We start from the raw sequence: 17,525 nt of genomic DNA on the forward strand, positions 1-17,525 counted from the left end.
TGCTGATGGACAGCGTAACGGAAAAGACCCGCATGATGCGGGTCTTTTTTATTGGAGCAGGTTTCGCAGGAGCGCCTGTCAGTATTTGACTCGCAGCGGAAACAGCTTGTTCGCGTTGAGCCAGCTCTCTTTGTCCTTCAACGGCTCCGCTTTTCCAGGACGCCAGTGCGCACCGCTTTTATCGCCATCGGTGACCACCAGCAGCGCGCTCTTATCTGTCACAAACTGCTTGTCGAAGTAATCCGCCAGTTGGTCGAGATTGAGTTTGTCTACTTCGCTGGCGATCTGGTTCAGGGTGTCAAACTGCTCGTTGCCAACGTCAATTTCCGTCCAGAACCGGTCGGAACGCTGCTCCAGGGTTTGATCTTTCTCCATCAGGCGCGCCTTCAGCGCAGCTTTGTGTTTCTCAAACTCCGCTTCAGGCAGCAGACGCAACTCTTTCGCAAAACGAGCGATGAAGTTCTCGGTGGCGGTGTGGATTTGCTTCGGCGTGTGCGACGGAGATTGCACGATAAAGGCCAGGGCGGGCGTATCCAGCAGCGTATAGGGCGTCGCGAACACCACATAGCCCATTTGCGCTTCTGTGCGGATGTCGTTGTAGTATTCCGGCGAAATGATCTGCGCGATCAAACCGAACGCTGCACGGTCCGCATAGGTTTTTCCGGGGCCCTGAACATAATAAAGATAGGCGGAGTCCTGATGTGGCGTGCTGATTTCTTTAAACCAGTCGCCCCCTTGAATATCCACCACCGCGCTTTTCTGCACATTGACGATATTGGCGCCGGCCATCAGTTGCGTTTCCACAACTTTGGCGGCGTGCAGCGCCTGCTCACGCGAGATATTGCCGTGGGCGAGTGCGACCAGATTGATATCCTTGAGCGCAGTGGGCGCGAATGCGCGTACGTCATCCAGCGTGATCTTCTTCAACGCTTCAATCTGTTGCTGTTCCGTCCAGTAAGGTTGCAATAACCAAGTTCGCGCTTCTGAGGCAAGGCGCTCGAACGGCTTGTCCTGAATCGCATTTTTCAGGTCGCGTAACATATCTTTCTTGAACTGATTGAAGCGGTCTTCGCGCAGCTCAGGATGCTTCAATGTGGTGAGAATACGCTCTAACAGCACGGGCTGTTTGTCGCTGAAGCCGTCTATGCGAAGCGTTATGCCGCGCAAATGCTTGTAGAGCTTGAAATCCAACCCGGCGAGATAGGCGGGATAGGAATATTCGCTTAATTCGTCACGGGCCAGGGAGATAAACAGCTCCGTCAGCGCCTGATCTCTCGGGCTCTTGTTAGCCAGCGGCGAGCGAATGCTCAAGTAGAAGCTGGATTTGGGGGAGTCGAAAGACAGGTCTTTGGCGAACCAGACTTCATATCCTGGGTGCTCATAGATCTTCTCGGGAACCGGCATGTCTGGGCCGGCCAGCAAATCGAGATCGTCTGGTATGAATTCGTTGGGGCCTGGCAGATGAATGGCGGCCTGTTGATCCGGTGAACGGATCTCGGCGTCTTCTTCTGTGGTGAAGGCGCGCACGCTGTAGGGCGTTTCGTACCAGCGTTCAGTTTTATCGGTGGCGACTTCAGGCGCGGACAGCACCGCCAGCATATTTTCCGGACTCAAGCGGTCGGCGAATTCTTTCAACACCTTGGCGTCATAGTCGTCCATGGCGTAAGGTGCGCGCAACACTTGCTCAGGAGAGTGATCCTGCAGGCGACCCGCCAGACTGCTTACATAGTGAATGGGCGCGGCCTGATCCTGGAAGCGATAGGCGATGTCCAGCATCTTCGCCTGTTCCTGAAAGCGCCATTCCTCAATGCCCTGCTGCTTGATCAGATTGATGTAAGTGAATACGTCACGGACAACCTTAATCCAGTTCTTCTGGCCTTTCTCCGTCAGCGTGATGGAGACGCTGACCACGGAGCTGTCTTCTTCGCTGGTGAACAGACCGGAAGACAGTCCCTCCGCCAGATTCTGCTGTTTCAACCAGGAAAGCAGACTGCCTTCGCCTTCGTGGCCGATAAGGTTGGTCAGGTAATACACCGGTTTGGCGTGGTAGTAAGGCTCAATCGGCGGCGCTTCAAACATCAGGTGTAAGGAGCGCTTTTCCTTGATCGGTTTGACGGACAACAGCGTCGGCGCCGCGCCGGGTTTGAACAGCGGAGGCCGTTTCTGGTTGTGTTCAATGTCGCGCTTTTTCACGCCGCTGAACTTTTCCTTCACCCAGGTTTCCATCGTGTCCAACGGCTCTTTGCCATAGACGGTCAGCTTCATGATGTCTGCGGAGTAGTGTTGCTCGTAAAACTTGAGCAGGGCGTCGCGGACGTCTTCGCCAGGACGGTCAGCCAGGGTTTCCAGGTTGCCGACGGCGAACTTGGCCATGGGGTGGTCCGGATTGATGGCCTGTTTCACCGCAGCGAAAAAGCGGCGACTGTCTTCCCGCAGTTTCGAAGTATATTCCGAATGCACGGCATTCTTCTCACGCTCGACATAGGCTTCGGAAAACAACGGCGCGACAAACTGCTGGCTGAAACGGTCCAGCGCTGGCTCCAGCGCGTCGGCGTCCACATCGAAGAAATAGTTGGTGTGATCAAAAGCGGTGAAGGCGTTGTGAGAGCCGCCATGCTGGTTGATAAAAGACTGGTATTCGTCAGGCTGGGGATATTTTTCCGTTCCCAGAAACAGCATGTGCTCCAGGAAGTGCGCCAGCCCCTCCCGACCGACTGGATCGGCTCCGCTGCCCACGTCCACATCTATCGCGGCGGCGGCTTTATCGGTTTCCGGGTCGGATATCAACAGCGCCTGTAAACCGTTGTCCAGCGTGACAGCCCGATATAGTCGCTTGTCATTCGGGCTTTTGGCTATGTTGTTGTTCACTGAGGGCATAGTGTTAGGACTTTTATTGAGAACGCTGCAAGCGGAAATAAAACTAAAAACCAGGATCAAAGTGCCGGCGGCTGCAACGCTAAGGGTTCTTGATCGCATAACTTAAGGCCATTTACTGAGTATAGGTGTTTTGCGGGATAAATTGGCGGGCCGTTGCAGTCTTTTGCTGTGCCGGCGAAGCCAATATCCGGTTAGCTGAGACACGTCCGCCAAGACTTGGTTCAATGATGTTTTGCGGGTTGGTTGGCTTGCTGCAGGGCTTCCAGCGCTGATGAGGCGATGGTTTTGGCCTCGCTCACGGATTCCCTGGCGCTGAGTTCGCTGATTTTTTTCAGCGCGCTTTCAGCGATGCCTGCGTTTTGTTCAATGATCAGAAACTCTTTTTTAAACGCTATATCGATGGCTTCATAAACTTTGCGGATGTTTTCCTGCAGAGCGTCCTTGTCGGTGGAGGTTTCGTTGATGGCGCGCAAACAGGCTTGCGCGATGCGGATGTATCTCTGGTCTTTATTGGTCATGGCGGCCACATCAGGTTAAACATGGGCCGAGTATATCACAATGGTTCTTGAGTCCGACCTGCTTAAGGAATCTTAATGTGAGACTTCATCCGCTTGCTGAAATCTCTCCCGTACGACGTTATTGCCCGGTTTAGCGGGCTATTTGAGGCGCGAAAATAGTGATCATTATTGCGACGGGAAAAATCGAATGCAGGCAGTAGGACATCTCTTGACGTTGGTCAAGACGGGCCCCCTCGGCGAAGGTCTAATTTAAGCTGTCACATAGAATAAATAGTATCCAAAATGCGACTTTTCGCACTGGACAGAAACTCGCATTGGAAAGAAATAAGGAGATTGACATGGAACAGCACATTGCATTGGTTACTGGCGGCACAGGGGGTATCGGGACCGCCATCTCTCAGCGTTTGGCGGAGGACGGCTTTCGGGTGATCGCCACCTGCAGCTCGCCGGCCAGACGCGCTCATGCGGAAGCCTGGCGGGCTGAGCAGAGGGAGCGTGGGTTTGATATCGCCATCGAACTCATGGATGTCTCCAGTTTCGAAAGTTGCGCCGCGGCCGCCGCGGATATTCGTGAAAAATACGGGGTGGTCGATGTGCTGGTGAATAACGCCGGCATCACCCGCGACGCAGTTATGAAAAAGATGCAGATGGAGCAGTGGAAGGATGTCATCGACACCAACCTCAGCAGCGTCTTCAATGTCACCAAGCAGTTTCTCGACGATATGCTGGAAAGGCAGTACGGCCGGATCGTCAATATTTCCTCCATCAATGGCCAGAAAGGGCAGTTCGGCCAAGTGAATTACTCCGCCGCCAAAGCAGGCATTCATGGTTTCACCAAAGCGCTGGCGCAGGAAGTGGCGCGCAAAGGCGTGACGGTGAACACCATCTCCCCCGGCTATGTCGCCACGGCAATGGTGATGGCGGTGGCGGAAGAAGTCAGAGAGAAGATCAAGGCGCAGATTCCCGTGGGGCGCTTCGCTGAACCGGAAGAAATCGCCCGTGCAGTATCTTTTTTGACAGCGAAAGAGGCGGGTTATATCACCGGCTCCAACCTGTCTATCAATGGCGGCCAGCATATGTACTGACGCCTCCGATGGAACCGGCCGCTGCGGCGGCCGGAGCCTCATTGTCGGTCAAACACTCTAATCCCTTGTGATTTTCTTGCACGAAATCCGTTGATTTCGCCTCCGTTGTTTTTACGCTCCGCAATGCCTCATCATCCCGCTTACAATGCGGGTTAGGGCGCATCGGAAGAGTCTCTTCCGTCAGTGTCGCCTTTATCAAATTGTAGTTATTTTGATCTAATCCATATTTCGAGCCATTGCTCTAACACAAACAATGAGTTGCGGAATAAAAATAAGTACACTCGTAAAGGTTTATAGCCTAGGCATTCGACAATAAAAACCTTTGCCATACTTAAAGGCTATACAACTGGAAAACAGGAAAGCTTTGCACTGAATCGGTGGAGCTGGGTTCATTAATAAAGTTAAAAAACATCAACCGGAATGGAGTGGATATGAACTACTTCGTGACAGGAGGCACCGGATTTATCGGTCGTTTCCTGGTTCCCAAATTATTAAAACGCGGCGGAACCGTATATTTATTGGTGCGGGAGGCGTCTCTCCCCAAGCTTGATGAGCTGCGTGAACGCTGGGGTGCGTCGGATGAGCAGGTAGTCGGCGTTGTCGGCGATTTGGCGGAACCGATGCTCGGCGTCAGTGAAAAAGATGTCGCGATGCTGCAGGGCAAAGTGGATCACTTATTCCATTTGGCGGCCATCTACGACATGCAGGCCTCTGCGGAAAGTCAGGAGCAGGCGAATATTGAAGGCACTCGGAATGCGGTTAAGCTGGCCGATAGCCTCAAGGCCGGCTGCTTCCATCATGTCAGCTCCATCGCGGCGGCGGGTCTCTACCGGGGCATCTTCCGCGAAGACATGTTCGAAGAAGCGGAAAAACTGAATAACCCCTATCTGCGCACCAAGCATGAATCCGAAAAACTGGTGCGGGAAGAGTGCCAGACACCTTGGCGCGTCTATCGTCCGGGCATGGTTGTCGGTCACTCTAAAACCGGTGAGATCGATAAGATCGACGGTCCTTACTATTTCTTCAAGCTGATCCAGAAGCTGCGTAGCGCATTGCCGCAGTGGATGCCCACCATCGGCCTGGAAGGCGGGCGCATCAATATTGTGCCTGTGGACTTCGTCGTGGACGCGATGGATCACATCGCGCATGCGGAAGGCGAAGACGGCAAATGCTTCCACCTGACTGATCCTGATCCCCATAAAGTGGGCGAAATTCTCAATATCTTTGCGGAAGCCGGCCATGCTCCCAAGATGGCCATGCGTATTGACGCGCGCATGTTCGGGTTTATTCCGCCAATGATCCGTCAGGGGATTGCGCGCCTGCCCCCGGTGCAGCGGATGAAAACCGCCGTGCTTAACGACCTTGGGATTCCGGATGAGGTAATGAGCTTTATCAATTACCCAACCCGCTTTGATAATCGCGAGACTGAGCGTCTGCTTAAAGGAACCGACATCTCTGTGCCCCACTTGCAGGACTATGCGCCGGCGATTTGGGATTACTGGGAGCGTCACCTCGACCCGGATCTATACAAGGACCGCACTTTGCGTGGGGCGGTGGAAGGGCGCGTCTGCGTGATCACTGGCGCTACCTCCGGCATTGGTTTGAGCGCCGCCCGCAAACTGGCGGAGGCGGGCGCTAAAGTCGTGATCGCTGCGCGCACCCCGGAAAAGCTGCAGGAAGTGAAGAAAGAACTGGAAGCGCTGGGCGGCGAAATTTATGAATACTCCGTCGACCTCTCTGATCTGGAAGACTGCGATCGCTTTGTCGCCAATGTCCTCAAGGATCTGGGACATGTCGACGTACTTGTGAATAACGCTGGCCGCTCCATTCGTCGCTCCATTCAGCATGCGTTTGATCGTTTTCATGATTTTGAGCGCACGATGCAACTCAACTACTTTGGCTCATTGCGGCTGATTATGGGGTTTGCGCCCAGCATGCTGGAGCGGAGACGGGGGCATATTGTGAATATCTCCTCTATTGGCGTATTGACCAATGCCCCGCGTTTCTCCGCCTATGTGGCTTCCAAAGCGGCGTTAGATGCTTTCTCCCGTTGTGCGGCGGCGGAGTTTTCCGATAAGAACGTCACCTTCACCACCATTAATATGCCGTTAGTGCGGACGCCGATGATCAGCCCCACCAAGATCTATGACTCGGTGCCAACGCTGACGCCAGAGGAAGCGGCGGATCTGATTGCGGAGGCGATTATTCATCGTCCGAAGCGCATTGCTACACGTCTGGGCGTATTTGCGCAGGTGCTGCACTCCATGGCGCCGAAGTTTAGTGAGATCATCATGAACACCGGCTTCAAGATGTTCCCTGACTCCAGCGCCGCCACGGGCGGTAAAGATGGCGAGAAGCCCAAGGTTTCCACCGAGCAGGTCGCTTTTGCAGCGATCATGCGGGGAATTCACTGGTAACGTCTATCGCTGTCGGAAAACGGGTTCCGGTCTTGGCGCCGGGGCCCGGCTTATTATTATCAAGTATCCCCGTAGTCTGCCTGAATCAAGCCGTTGCGCATTAGAAAATTGGCGGCAAAACACCTACACTTGCTGGCTCAGGCTGCGTAACCCGAAAATTTTTAGGCATTATTTCGGTTCGTAGGGGCTCCGTGATTTTATAGGGCGGACCTATGCTCGCCATTAATAAATTAAATGGCGCGACAATAGGCTTGGTTCAGTGGAAAAGGTATGATTACGCCACTTTTGTGTGGTGCCTTTCACCCTCTGAACGCAGCAACATATCGCTGCAATAATTTGTTGAAATAACAAGCGTATTTTGATGCTTGCATCAAAACAGAAAATGTAATTTAGGAGAAACAACGATGGGCGTTCTAGTAGGAAAACCTGCTCCCGACTTTACCGTTCCCGCTGTTCTGGCTGACGGTCAGATCGTAGACGAATACAAGCTGTCTGAAGCAATCAAAGGCAAATATGCCCTGATTTTCTTCTACCCTCTGGACTTCACCTTCGTATGTCCTTCTGAGCTGATTGCACTGGATCACCGTGTAGAGCAGTTCAAAGAGCGCGGCGTAGAAGTGATCGGCGTTTCCATCGACTCACACTTCACTCACAACGCATGGCGTAACACACCCGTGGACAAAGGCGGCATCGGTCCCGTCAAGTACACTCTGGCGGCTGACCTGAACCACGAAATCTGCAAAGCGTTTGACGTTGAGTCCGCTGGCGGCGTTGCGTTCCGTGGCGCTTTCCTGATCGACAAAGACGGCGTTGTGCGTTCCCAGATCGTTAACGACCTGCCGCTGGGCCGCAACGTAGATGAGCTGATTCGTCTGGTTGACGCGCTGCAATTCCACGAAGAGCACGGCGAAGTATGTCCTGCTGGCTGGAAGAAAGGCGACAAAGGTATGCAGGCTTCCCCAGAAGGCGTGGCTAACTACCTGTCTCAAAACTCCGACAAGCTTTAATCGCTGTCGAGTTAACGAAAAAGGCCGCTTCTGCGGCCTTTTTTGCGTCTAGGAGAAGGGGGACAATCCTAAACTCCAAAAAGAAAAGCGCTGTAAACAGCGCTTATCGAATCGGTGTGGATAACCTAAATCCGAAGATCAGTCTGCGTAGTCTTGCTGATCGGTAGTCCAGCCGCCCAATTCTTTCCAGCGATTCACGATAGAGCAGAACAGCTCGGCCGTTTTCATCGCGTCATATTCTGCGGAATGCGCTTCTTTATTATCGAAGGGAATGCCAGCTAACTGACAGGCTCTGGACAATACCGTATGCCCATAGGCCAGCGCCGCTAATGTCGCTGTGTCGAATGTGGAAAACGGGTGAAACGGATTGCGTTTTACATCCCCTCTCTCGGCGGCGGCGAACAGGAACGAGTGATCAAAAGTGGCGTTATGGCCGACCAGGATCGCGCGATTACAACCGTTGGACTTCACGGACTTGCGAATAGGGCGGAACAACTCGTTCAGCGCATCGGCTTCGGGTTTGGCGTCGCGTAAAGGATTGAATGGATCGATCCCAGTAAATTCCAGCGCAGCCTGCTCGATATTGGCGCCGGCGAAGGGCTCCACATTGAAGCTGACTGGCGGCTCAGGGTAGAGCATACCGTCATCTTCCATGCTGATAATGACGGCGGAGACCTCCAGTAGCGCATCGGTCTTGGAGTTGAAGCCGGCCGTCTCGACATCCACCACAACAGGCAGAAAGCCGCGGAAACGTCTGGCGAGAGGGGATTTAGGGCGGTTTTGCGATTCAGACACTGGTTATCTACTTTTGGTTGGGGTGGCGAACGTCTCCCGCCACGGCTGTACTGTTATGATAAATAAAGGTTTTGCGCGACAGGCGAATGCGCGAGGAGCTGCGTCAGAGCAGCTCGGCCTTCCAGCGAATGGTCTCTCCAGCGCGGAAAGGAACTATGGTTGAGTCGCCCAACGCCATGCTGGTGGGCATGGTCCAATCCTGCTTACTCAAGCGTACTTTGCCGCTATTGACTGGCAGGCCGTAAAACTTCGGGCCGTGAAGACTGGCGAAACCTTCCAGTTTATCCAGCGCGCCCAGTTCATCGAAAGCTTCCGCATATAACTCCAGCGCAGAGGGCGCGGTGAAACAGCCGGCGCAACCGCAAGCCGCTTCCTTCTTTTCTTTGGGATGCGGCGCTGAATCTGTGCCCAGGAAAAATTTATCGCTGCCGGAAGCGGCGGCGTCGCGCAATGCAAGCTGATGTTCAGATCGCTTCAGAATGGGCAGACAATAAAAGTGCGGGCGAATGCCGCCCACCAGCATATGGTTACGGTTATAAAGCAAGTGATGCGCAGTAATGGTGGCGGCGACATTAGAGCCAGCCTGATCGACAAACTCCACCGCATCACGAGTGGTGATGTGCTCCAATACGATCTTCAGGTCTGGGAAGCGCTCAGCTAACGGCGCAAGGGTTTCATCGAGAAAACGCTTTTCACGATCGAAAATATCCACGTCCGCCTGGACCACCTCGCCGTGCACCAATAGCGGCAGTCCGACTTCACTCATTTTCTCCAGTACCGGAAAGACATTGGCGACATCAGTGACGCCGGCGTCGGAGTTGGTGGTGGCGCCTGCGGGATAAAGCTTGCAGCCATAAACGATCACGCTTTGCTTAGCGACGACAATTTCCTCTGGAGAGGTATTGTTGGTCAGATAAAGCGTCATCAGCGGATCAAACGTCGCGCCAGCGGGAATGTGACTCAGGATTCGGCTGCGATAGGCTTCCGCCTGCGCTGTGTGGGTGACCGGAGGAACCAGATTCGGCATGACGATGGCGCGGGAAAACAGGCGCGCTGTCGCGGGTATGGTCGTCGCAAGGGCGTCGCCGTCGCGCAGGTGAAGGTGCCAATCGTCGGGCCGGGTAATGACTAAGTCAGACATAGAGTATCAACCACCAGGGCAATGCAGAAAAGCAGGGTTACAAAACTGCACGCAAGTATACCAGAACGGAACAGGATTCAGGGTAAAGAATTCCCGCGCCGGGCCGATAATATCGTTAATGTATGTTGTGATCACCGTGTTAGTGAGATTATCGTGCGCAAACTAACAATCGCCTCCATGATCGCCCTTTGCGGGGCTGCTCCAACCCAGGCCATGACTTTTTCGGCTGGCATTGAGAAAAGTCAGTGGTATTTATCTTCCTCCATATTTGAGTGTGCGTTGACGCATAACATTCCGCAGTACGGTAGGGCGGTGTTCTACCGGGAGGCGGGAGAGTCACTGAGATTCTATCTCGACACCTCACGCAACCCGATGCGCGAAGGCGAAGCGGCTCTGGTGCTGGAGGCGCCGCGTTGGCGTCCTGGCATTAACGTCCGAGACTTGGGTTACGTGGCTGTGTTGGACAAGCCGCACCCCATTACCGTGGATAATCCCAAAGCAGAGCAAATGATGGACAGCCTGCTGGAAGGGATGATGCCGACCTTCACGCGTCGTGCGCGCTTCAATGACGACACCGTCAGAGTAGAGGTTTCTTCCATCAACTTTTCCCGCTACTACGAAGACTATCTATCCTGTGTCTCCGGGCTGTTGCCTGTGAACTTCCGTCAGGTTGAACGTACAGCGGTATTTTTCAAGCTGGATGAGTCTGTGCTGACGGATCAGGATAAAAGAGAGTTGGACAAGGTGGTCTTGTACGTGAAGGCCGACCCTTCTGTGACGGCGATTTTCGTCGACGGACACACAGATTCCACTGGGCGTAGAATTTATAACCGCCGGCTTTCTAAAGATCGGGCGGAAGCGGTGACCGCCTATCTGACGGAGAAGGGCGTGACCTCCGAGAAAATCACCACTCGCTATCATGGCGAACGTTATCCTGTGGTTAAAAACGCTGGCCCCAAAGAGCTGGCTCGTAATCGTCGCGCCACGGTCAGGCTGGAAAGAGGAACGCAACCCCCGGCTAAAGATGACGTCCTGGATATTTCGACAGAAGAGCTTTAATAACGCTCCATTTTTAACCAGCCCTCATAATCTGCGCCTCGCCCTGAATGGCGTGCGCGCAGTCGCCTTGCTCAGCCATAGAAAACTTTGTACGAAGGGCCTAGAATAACCGCCTTTCGTAATCTCTTGGGAGCATCGTCATGTCTAAGGTCAACAAAGTCGTGCTCGCCTACTCGGGCGGGTTGGACACCTCGGTAATCGTTAAGTGGCTGCAAGAAAACTATAACTGTGAAGTGGTGACCTTTACTGCTGATATCGGTCAGGGTGAAGAGGTTGAGCCGGCTCGCGCCAAAGCGGAGAAGCTCGGCGTCAAACAGATCTTCATTGAAGACCTTCGCGAAGAATTCGCACGTGACTTTGTTTTTCCAATGTTCCGCGCCAACACTATTTATGAAGGCGAGTATCTGCTGGGCACTTCTATCGCGCGCCCCTTGATCGCCAAGCGTTTGGTGGAGATCGCCAACGAGACTGGCGCTGACGCTATTTCTCATGGCGCCACCGGAAAAGGGAATGATCAAGTGCGCTTTGAGCTGGGCGCCTACGCGTTGAAGCCAGGCATTAAAGTGATCGCGCCCTGGCGTGAGTGGGATCTGACCTCAAGAGAGAAGCTGCTGACCTATTGCGATACTCATGACATTGCGGTGGAAAAGAAGAAGGGCAAATCTCCTTATTCCATGGACGCCAACCTGCTGCACATTTCTTATGAGGGCGGCATTCTGGAAGATCCTTGGGCGGAAGCGGAAGAAGATATGTGGCGCTGGTCCGTATCTCCTGAGGCGGCGCCGGATCAGGCGACCTATCTGGAACTGACTTATAAAAATGGCGATATCGTCGCCATCGACGGCGAAACCTTGGCGCCGCACGAGGTCATCGAGAAGCTAAACAAGATTGGCGGCGCTAACGGAGTGGGACGCCTCGATATCGTTGAGAACCGCTATGTGGGGATGAAGTCCCGCGGCTGTTATGAAACGCCAGGGGGAACCATCATGCTACGCGCGCACCGCGCCATTGAGTCCATTACTCTGGATAAAGAGTTGGCTCACCTGAAAGACAGTCTGATGCCCAAATATGCTGAGCTGATTTACAACGGTTACTGGTGGTCGCCAGAGCGTCTTGCTCTGCAGAAATTGATCGACGAGTCGCAGCAGCATGTTAATGGCGTGGTTAGGGTCAAGCTCTACAAAGGCAACGTGGTTGTTGCGGGACGTAAGTCTGAAGATAGCCTGTTCGACGACCGTATCGCCACTTTTGAAGATGACGGCGGCGTATACAATCAACGCGACGCCGAGGGCTTTATCAAGCTGAATGCGTTGCGCATGCGCATTGCCGCCGACAAAGGCCGTAGCATGAAATAGCGCCGGACTTGGTCTAAAAGAAAAAAACCGCCTGAATGGCGGTTTTTTTACGTCTGTCCAGCGGCCCTCGCAATGGAGGGCGCTTTCTTAGTTTCTTGCCTTAGTTGCTAAGGTTTAACTGTTTGTTGGTTCTGGCTTGATAGTCCGCTTCTGTCTCCAGGCCGGTCGTTTCACCCGCCAATGCTGCGGTGGTGTCTACAGCAGCGGATGAGATTTCACCGCCCAGCGTGAAGAATGCGACGGATTCCGTTACGCCTTCAGCAAATGATGCTTGGCGGCGCGCAGTTTCTGCGGCTACGTCTGGGTAAGACGAGGACTCTGACGATGAGACGATCGGCAGTACGTACATAGCATGAGAGCCATAGCTGAGGCGGCTGATTAATGTGTCGGGCGAGCCTGAGGGCGCTGCAGCGTCAAGCGTATTGGTGGCGCCCATTTGCTCGGCCAGTTTATCCACGCCGGATAACAAGTCTGGATAAGGGGTTCCAAAGCTGGTTGTCAGCTGGGTGGTTTCCGTCTCAATAACATTGGTTTGATCGCTGATGTAGCCAACTTGCGCGTTGCCGTTCACGTCAGGGCGTCCCGCCAATTCAATCATCAATACGCCTGTATCGTCAGCGGAAGTTTGGTAATTCCCGCTATAGTTCACCGACGTATTCAAGTTGTCAGCGAAGCTGATGGGGTCAACGGCGTCCAGCGCAGCCTGAAATACTCCCAGGAAGGTTTCATAGCTGGTTGTCTTCTGGTCGATTCCGGCTGCGGACAAGCCGCCAATAATGGTGGGTGCGAATGATGGCGAATTTTCCAGCATGCGTACAATGCCTGAGGCCGGGGTTAGTAACGCTGCGGCTTTAATGTTGTCCATTGGCGTGCTGTTGGCGACGGCGACAAACGGTGTGCCAATAAGTGTCCCTAATGAGTGACCCATAAAGAACACATTGTTGTTATCCAGGTCGCCTGCAGCATATAGGCCGCCGCTGGGGCCATCCAGATCAATCGAGCTGATGGTCTGTCTCAGGTTTAGCAGGTCGATAACGCCTTGGCGATTCTTGTCACGGCTATTGATAAAGCCAGTCAAGTTGATAAACAGACTGCCGGATGAGCCCGAGGCGCTGGCAGGGTCAAAGTTCATTGCCACCGCTTGTTGCGCTGCGTTGGCGGTGTAGTCAAAGTGACGCTCGTTATCCGTGTGGGCGATGCCTGGGATAGTGCTGCCGGCGTTGGCGACTGTGTTTTCGAAAGATCTCAGCGAAGGGGCGTAGGCGTTGACGGCAGCGCTTCCTGTATCTCCGCCTGAGATAGCAGTTAGAATCGCTGTTTCAGCTACTGAGTCATCACTGGTGGGAAGAGTCGCTTTAACATAATTCAGGGCGATTACTTGGTCGACAACGGCTTGATTGTTGGTGTCATTCGGAGCTAGTGATGCTGGTAGTCCGCTTTCTTGACCTGCAGCCAGCAGCGTGGCTGCCAAGCCTAGCTTTTTCGCGGTCGAGGCGGGAGCTACGCCATGTACGACTTGATCAATCGCGATTGTGGCGAAACATTTTTCAGCTAAAGCTGTTCCCACGGACAACGCAGCGCTCCGATCTGTGGTAATACCGTGTTGGAATATTACGGTTTTCAGCGGCTTGGGGCATGCCGACGTGTTGTCTGGATATACCGCCAGCCATGGAATAGGGAGTGTGTCAACAGTATCTGGCGTTGTGGTGTTGCCGTCAGCTTGCGTGGGAAATGGGAAAACATAGTTGACAACTGTTGACTTGGCGGCGACAGGGTTGCCGTTGTCATCCTTGCTGTCTCCTTGAGGGAGTTTCAGTCCTGCGCTGCTGAACGCCAGGTTAAGGGCGTCTGCTAACGGTTTGTTAGCGGTCCAGGTGCTGGACTGTATTGTGGAGCCGTCGGTGCTGGTTGGGATGCCCAAGTAGTAGGGGGTAGAAATGGTTCCCTGAGACACCAGAGGATTGATGCTGTTGGTTTTGTCCAGCAAAGAACTGGTGAGAGCTGAAACCAGATTTACAGGTGTGTTGCTGCTGGTGTAGGTAAGCGCCCGAGCCTTTGGAGTTGGGAGTAGTGAGGAGAAATTGGTTGTAAGTACTGTGGAGGCGCAACCAATTGCTGTGACGCCAGTGGCTCCATAGCATGGGTAGCCGGAATTAAATATTGGTGAAAAAGCGGTTATCTGCGCTGCACTTGGGAATGCGGCTACAGCTGCATCTGCAGTGGCGTTTACAGTGGAGTAGGTGGCCGACGGGTTTGTTTCGAGAACCGTTTCGGCGGCTGAGAGACGAATAAATGTGGTTATTTGATCATTAAACCACTCCGTTGGATTGGCGATATACTCCATCACCTTTTCGTCGCCAGACGTGGTAAACGAGTAAGTTAAAGCTATATTGCTGGCGGAAAGCGGGCTCATGCTCAGTGCTGCTCGGGTCGTGTTATTTATTGCGAAATAACCCTCAGCAGTCGGCTCCCAGAAACTGTTTATTGCGGTTCGGACCGGCTCCAATTGGCTGGATGGTAAGGCGATGTCGCCAGAAAGAAGTGAGTAGTTGGGGTCCATTGAAATAAACTGGCCCGTGGAATCCTTAACCTCGTTGGTGACTATGACTAGATAGCGTGTTCTGGGCTTTAAAGGTTTTGTTGGCTGGATTCTCAGGGTGCTGGCGCCTGACAGCTCAATGACGGATGCTTTGATTGCAGGCGCATCTGCTATGGCGGCTCCAAGAATGGTCGCTGCTGTTGCAGGGTCGCTTTCAGCTGACGCTAAAAGTACGCCAGCCGCCAAAGGTATGGTGGGCGGTTCGGAAATGGACAGGCCCTGAATTGGGTCGCCGCTGGCGTAAGCAAGCTCAAGTAAAAAGACATTCTGGTTAGGATTGGGAACAAGGCTGCCGCCGGAAGGGACAAATGGAGAGGTGCTCAAGCTATCGCCATTTATATAGCCTGAAAAAGTAATATCAATCGGCGCAATAATGGACGCGCCGCTTAGAGCCCCTAGTGCAGCTTGAACCGGGTTGGCGGAAGAGTCTGAATAGGTGCCGTCTCTTGCGGTCTGATCCAGCAGTAGATCGTTTGGAATGGGCACCTTGCTGGCTATCGGGTTAAAAACAGGCCATATTTTGCCATCGAATTGATTTAGCGAGTCAGGCAAATCCCCATCAAATTCATTTTGCGCGCCAGCATTAGCATTGCCGCCGCCGTTGCCTCCACACCCCGATAAAGTGACTGCCGACGCTACCGCCAGACTGAGAAAGGTTTTCTTGAACATAGGTAGGACCTTCTTCCTTTTATTATTGCTTTCAGAATGTTCCCGGCGTGACTGAATTATTCGCTCCAGTTCTGCGCCAAAAAAGTTTTATCAGCATAGGTTAGATTTCATCGGCCTGAAAGCCGTGAAATCATACCCCGCACAATAAAATAAGCCTTTCGCACGATGTGTTGGCGTCATCAGGGCGCAGGCGTTTGGTGATTTTCTCATGCATCGTCAGGAGTTTAGCTCATTTTTTCTATGAACGGACTCCCTAATTCACAAATGGGAAAAATAGATTAGGCCCAGTCCTTAGGGCTACGGTTGCAAAGGCGCTGTATTCGTTAACAGTTTAAGGCTGAACTTGGGGGGCGAATTAGGTACAATTTCCGCCTAAATCAAATAAGGCGGGCACTTGGCGTCCTTTGGGAGGCGTCGTTGTCAGCCAAAGCTGTGACTACTCCAAGAACCATGTAACAAGAGAGTGCGTGCATGACCACCGTGATCCGTCAAGACGATCTCATCGACAGCGTATTCGACGCGCTGCAGTTTATCTCCTACTACCATCCCGTCGACTTTATCAAAGCGGTTCATGCTGCCTATGAGCGCGAAGAGTCCACCGCCGCTAAAGATGCGCTGGCGCAAATTCTGATCAACTCCCGTATGTGTGCGGAAGGGCGTCGTCCTATCTGTCAGGATACCGGCATCGTGACGGTGTTCCTGAATATCGGAATGGATGTGCAATGGGATGCAGATATGAGCGTCGAGGATATGGTTAATGAAGGCGTACGTCGCGCCTACCTGCACCCTGACAATATTCTGCGGGCGTCCGTCTTGGCTGATCCTGATGGCGCGCGCAGAAACACGAAAGACAATACTCCCGCCATTATTCACATGAAGGTCGTTCCTGGCGACAAAGTGGATGTGCACGTTGCGGCGAAAGGCGGCGGCTCTGAAGCCAAATCCAAGTTCGCCATGCTGAACCCGTCTGATTCTGTCGCAGAATGGGTGCTGGAGCAGGTGCCGAAGATGGGCGCCGGCTGGTGTCCGCCTGGAATGTTGGGTATCGGTATCGGTGGAACCGCCGAGAAAGCAATGGAATTGGCCAAAGAGGCGTTGCTTGATCCTATCGACATTCAGGACTTGCAAGCGCGCGGCGCAGCTAACCGCAGCGAGGAGTTGCGTCTGGAGCTTTTCGAGAAAGTAAATGCGTTGGGCATCGGGGCGCAAGGCCTGGGTGGTTTGACGACGGTGCTGGACGTTAAGGTAAAAGACTACCCGACCCATGCCGCCAACAAACCCGTCGCTATTATTCCCAACTGTGCGGCGACTCGCCATGCTCATTTCGTGCTCGATGGCAGCGGGCCTTCATTGCAAACGCCGCCTAACCTTGATGAGTGGCCGGAAATCACCTGGGAGGTAGGAGCCAACGTTAAGCGTGTGAATATGGACTCGATCACTCGCGAGGAAATTGCGTCCTGGCGCCCCGGCGATACCGTGCTTCTGTCAGGAAAAATGCTGACGGGTCGTGACGCTGCGCACAAGAAAATGGTGGATATGCTCGCGCGCGGCGAATCCTTGCCGGTGGATTTGAATAATCGCTTCATTTATTACGTGGGCCCTGTGGACCCCGTGGGCGATGAAGTGGTTGGACCGGCCGGACCAACTACATCTACGCGGATGGATAAGTTCACTCGCACTATGCTGGAGCAGACCGGTCTTATGGGTATGATCGGCAAAGCTGAGCGCGGCCCTGTGGCGATTGAAGCGATTCGTGACAATAAGGCTGTCTATCTGATGGCTGTGGGCGGCGCAGCCTATCTGGTTTCTAAAGCAATCCGTTCTTCCAATGTCGTGGCCTTCCCTGAGTTGGGAATGGAGGCGATCTACGAGTTCGAAGTAAAAGATATGCCGGTTACCGTGGCGGTGGATGTAAATGGCGAGTCTGTGCATCAAACTGGTCCAGCGGAATGGCGTAAGCGCATTGCGGAAAGCGCTGTGAAAATAGTCGGCTAAGATAAATG

The 17,525-nt window shown here is 53.5% G+C and carries 11 protein-coding genes; 6 read left to right on the forward strand and 5 right to left on the reverse strand.

All coding sequences use genetic code 11. From position 1 onward, the window contains the following. Positions 1 to 78: 78 nt before the first annotated feature. Both ONV78_RS12155 and ONV78_RS12160 read right to left on the reverse strand, forming a co-directional pair. A complete protein-coding gene (locus ONV78_RS12155) occupies positions 79 to 2,877 on the reverse strand; it encodes an insulinase family protein (protein WP_279503387.1) in 2,799 nt (932 codons plus the stop codon). Between the two features lie 221 nt (positions 2,878 to 3,098). Next, positions 3,099 to 3,395, reverse strand: a complete 297-nt coding sequence (locus ONV78_RS12160) for a hypothetical protein (protein WP_011398751.1) — start codon at positions 3,393 to 3,395, stop codon at positions 3,099 to 3,101. A gap of 338 nt (positions 3,396 to 3,733) precedes the next feature. Between ONV78_RS12160 and phbB the strand changes: the two genes are divergently transcribed. From phbB to ONV78_RS12175, 3 genes are all read left to right on the forward strand, one after another. Then, a complete protein-coding gene (gene phbB / locus ONV78_RS12165; protein ID WP_279503390.1) occupies positions 3,734 to 4,480 on the forward strand; it encodes an acetoacetyl-CoA reductase in 747 nt (248 codons plus the stop codon). Between the two features lie 431 nt (positions 4,481 to 4,911). Beyond that, entirely contained in the window at positions 4,912 to 6,897 is a 1,986-nt protein-coding gene (locus ONV78_RS12170; protein ID WP_279503392.1) for an SDR family oxidoreductase, read from the forward strand. Positions 6,898 to 7,301: 404 nt separating this feature from the next. Then, positions 7,302 to 7,904: a peroxiredoxin gene (locus tag ONV78_RS12175; RefSeq protein WP_011398748.1), complete on the forward strand. Its 603-nt coding sequence runs from the start codon at positions 7,302 to 7,304 to the stop codon at positions 7,902 to 7,904. 138 nt (positions 7,905 to 8,042) lie between these two features. Here the strand turns inward: ONV78_RS12175 and rnt are convergent, their stop codons facing one another. Together rnt and pyrC are read right to left on the reverse strand one after the other, a co-directional pair. After that, a complete protein-coding gene (gene rnt / locus ONV78_RS12180; RefSeq protein ID WP_011398747.1) occupies positions 8,043 to 8,699 on the reverse strand; it encodes a ribonuclease T in 657 nt (218 codons plus the stop codon). A gap of 103 nt (positions 8,700 to 8,802) precedes the next feature. Continuing rightward, entirely contained in the window at positions 8,803 to 9,840 is a 1,038-nt protein-coding gene (gene pyrC, locus ONV78_RS12185; protein WP_279503394.1) for a dihydroorotase, read from the reverse strand. 153 nt (positions 9,841 to 9,993) lie between these two features. Between pyrC and ONV78_RS12190 the strand changes: the two genes are divergently transcribed. Next, positions 9,994 to 10,899: an OmpA family protein gene (locus tag ONV78_RS12190; RefSeq protein WP_279503395.1), complete on the forward strand. Its 906-nt coding sequence runs from the start codon at positions 9,994 to 9,996 to the stop codon at positions 10,897 to 10,899. 140 nt (positions 10,900 to 11,039) lie between these two features. Beyond that, on the forward strand, positions 11,040 to 12,254 hold the full coding sequence (locus ONV78_RS12195) for an argininosuccinate synthase (RefSeq protein WP_279503396.1): 1,215 nt from the start codon (positions 11,040 to 11,042) through the stop codon (positions 12,252 to 12,254). A 100-nt stretch (positions 12,255 to 12,354) separates the two neighbouring features. On the opposite strand, the gene ONV78_RS12200 is transcribed toward ONV78_RS12195, so the two are convergent. Beyond that, positions 12,355 to 15,522, reverse strand: a complete 3,168-nt coding sequence (locus ONV78_RS12200) for an Ig-like domain-containing protein (RefSeq protein WP_279503397.1) — start codon at positions 15,520 to 15,522, stop codon at positions 12,355 to 12,357. A 471-nt stretch (positions 15,523 to 15,993) separates the two neighbouring features. Here ONV78_RS12200 and ONV78_RS12205 point away from each other — a divergent pair, with 471 nt between their 5' ends. Beyond that, positions 15,994 to 17,517 (forward strand): fumarate hydratase, encoded by a 1,524-nt coding sequence (locus tag ONV78_RS12205; protein ID WP_279503398.1) that lies wholly within the window; start codon positions 15,994 to 15,996, stop codon positions 17,515 to 17,517. The last annotated feature ends 8 nt before the right edge of the window (positions 17,518 to 17,525 follow it).

Source organism: Hahella sp. CR1, from assembly GCF_029813005.1.
In the GTDB taxonomy this organism is placed as follows: Bacteria; Pseudomonadota; Gammaproteobacteria; order Pseudomonadales; family Oleiphilaceae; genus Hahella.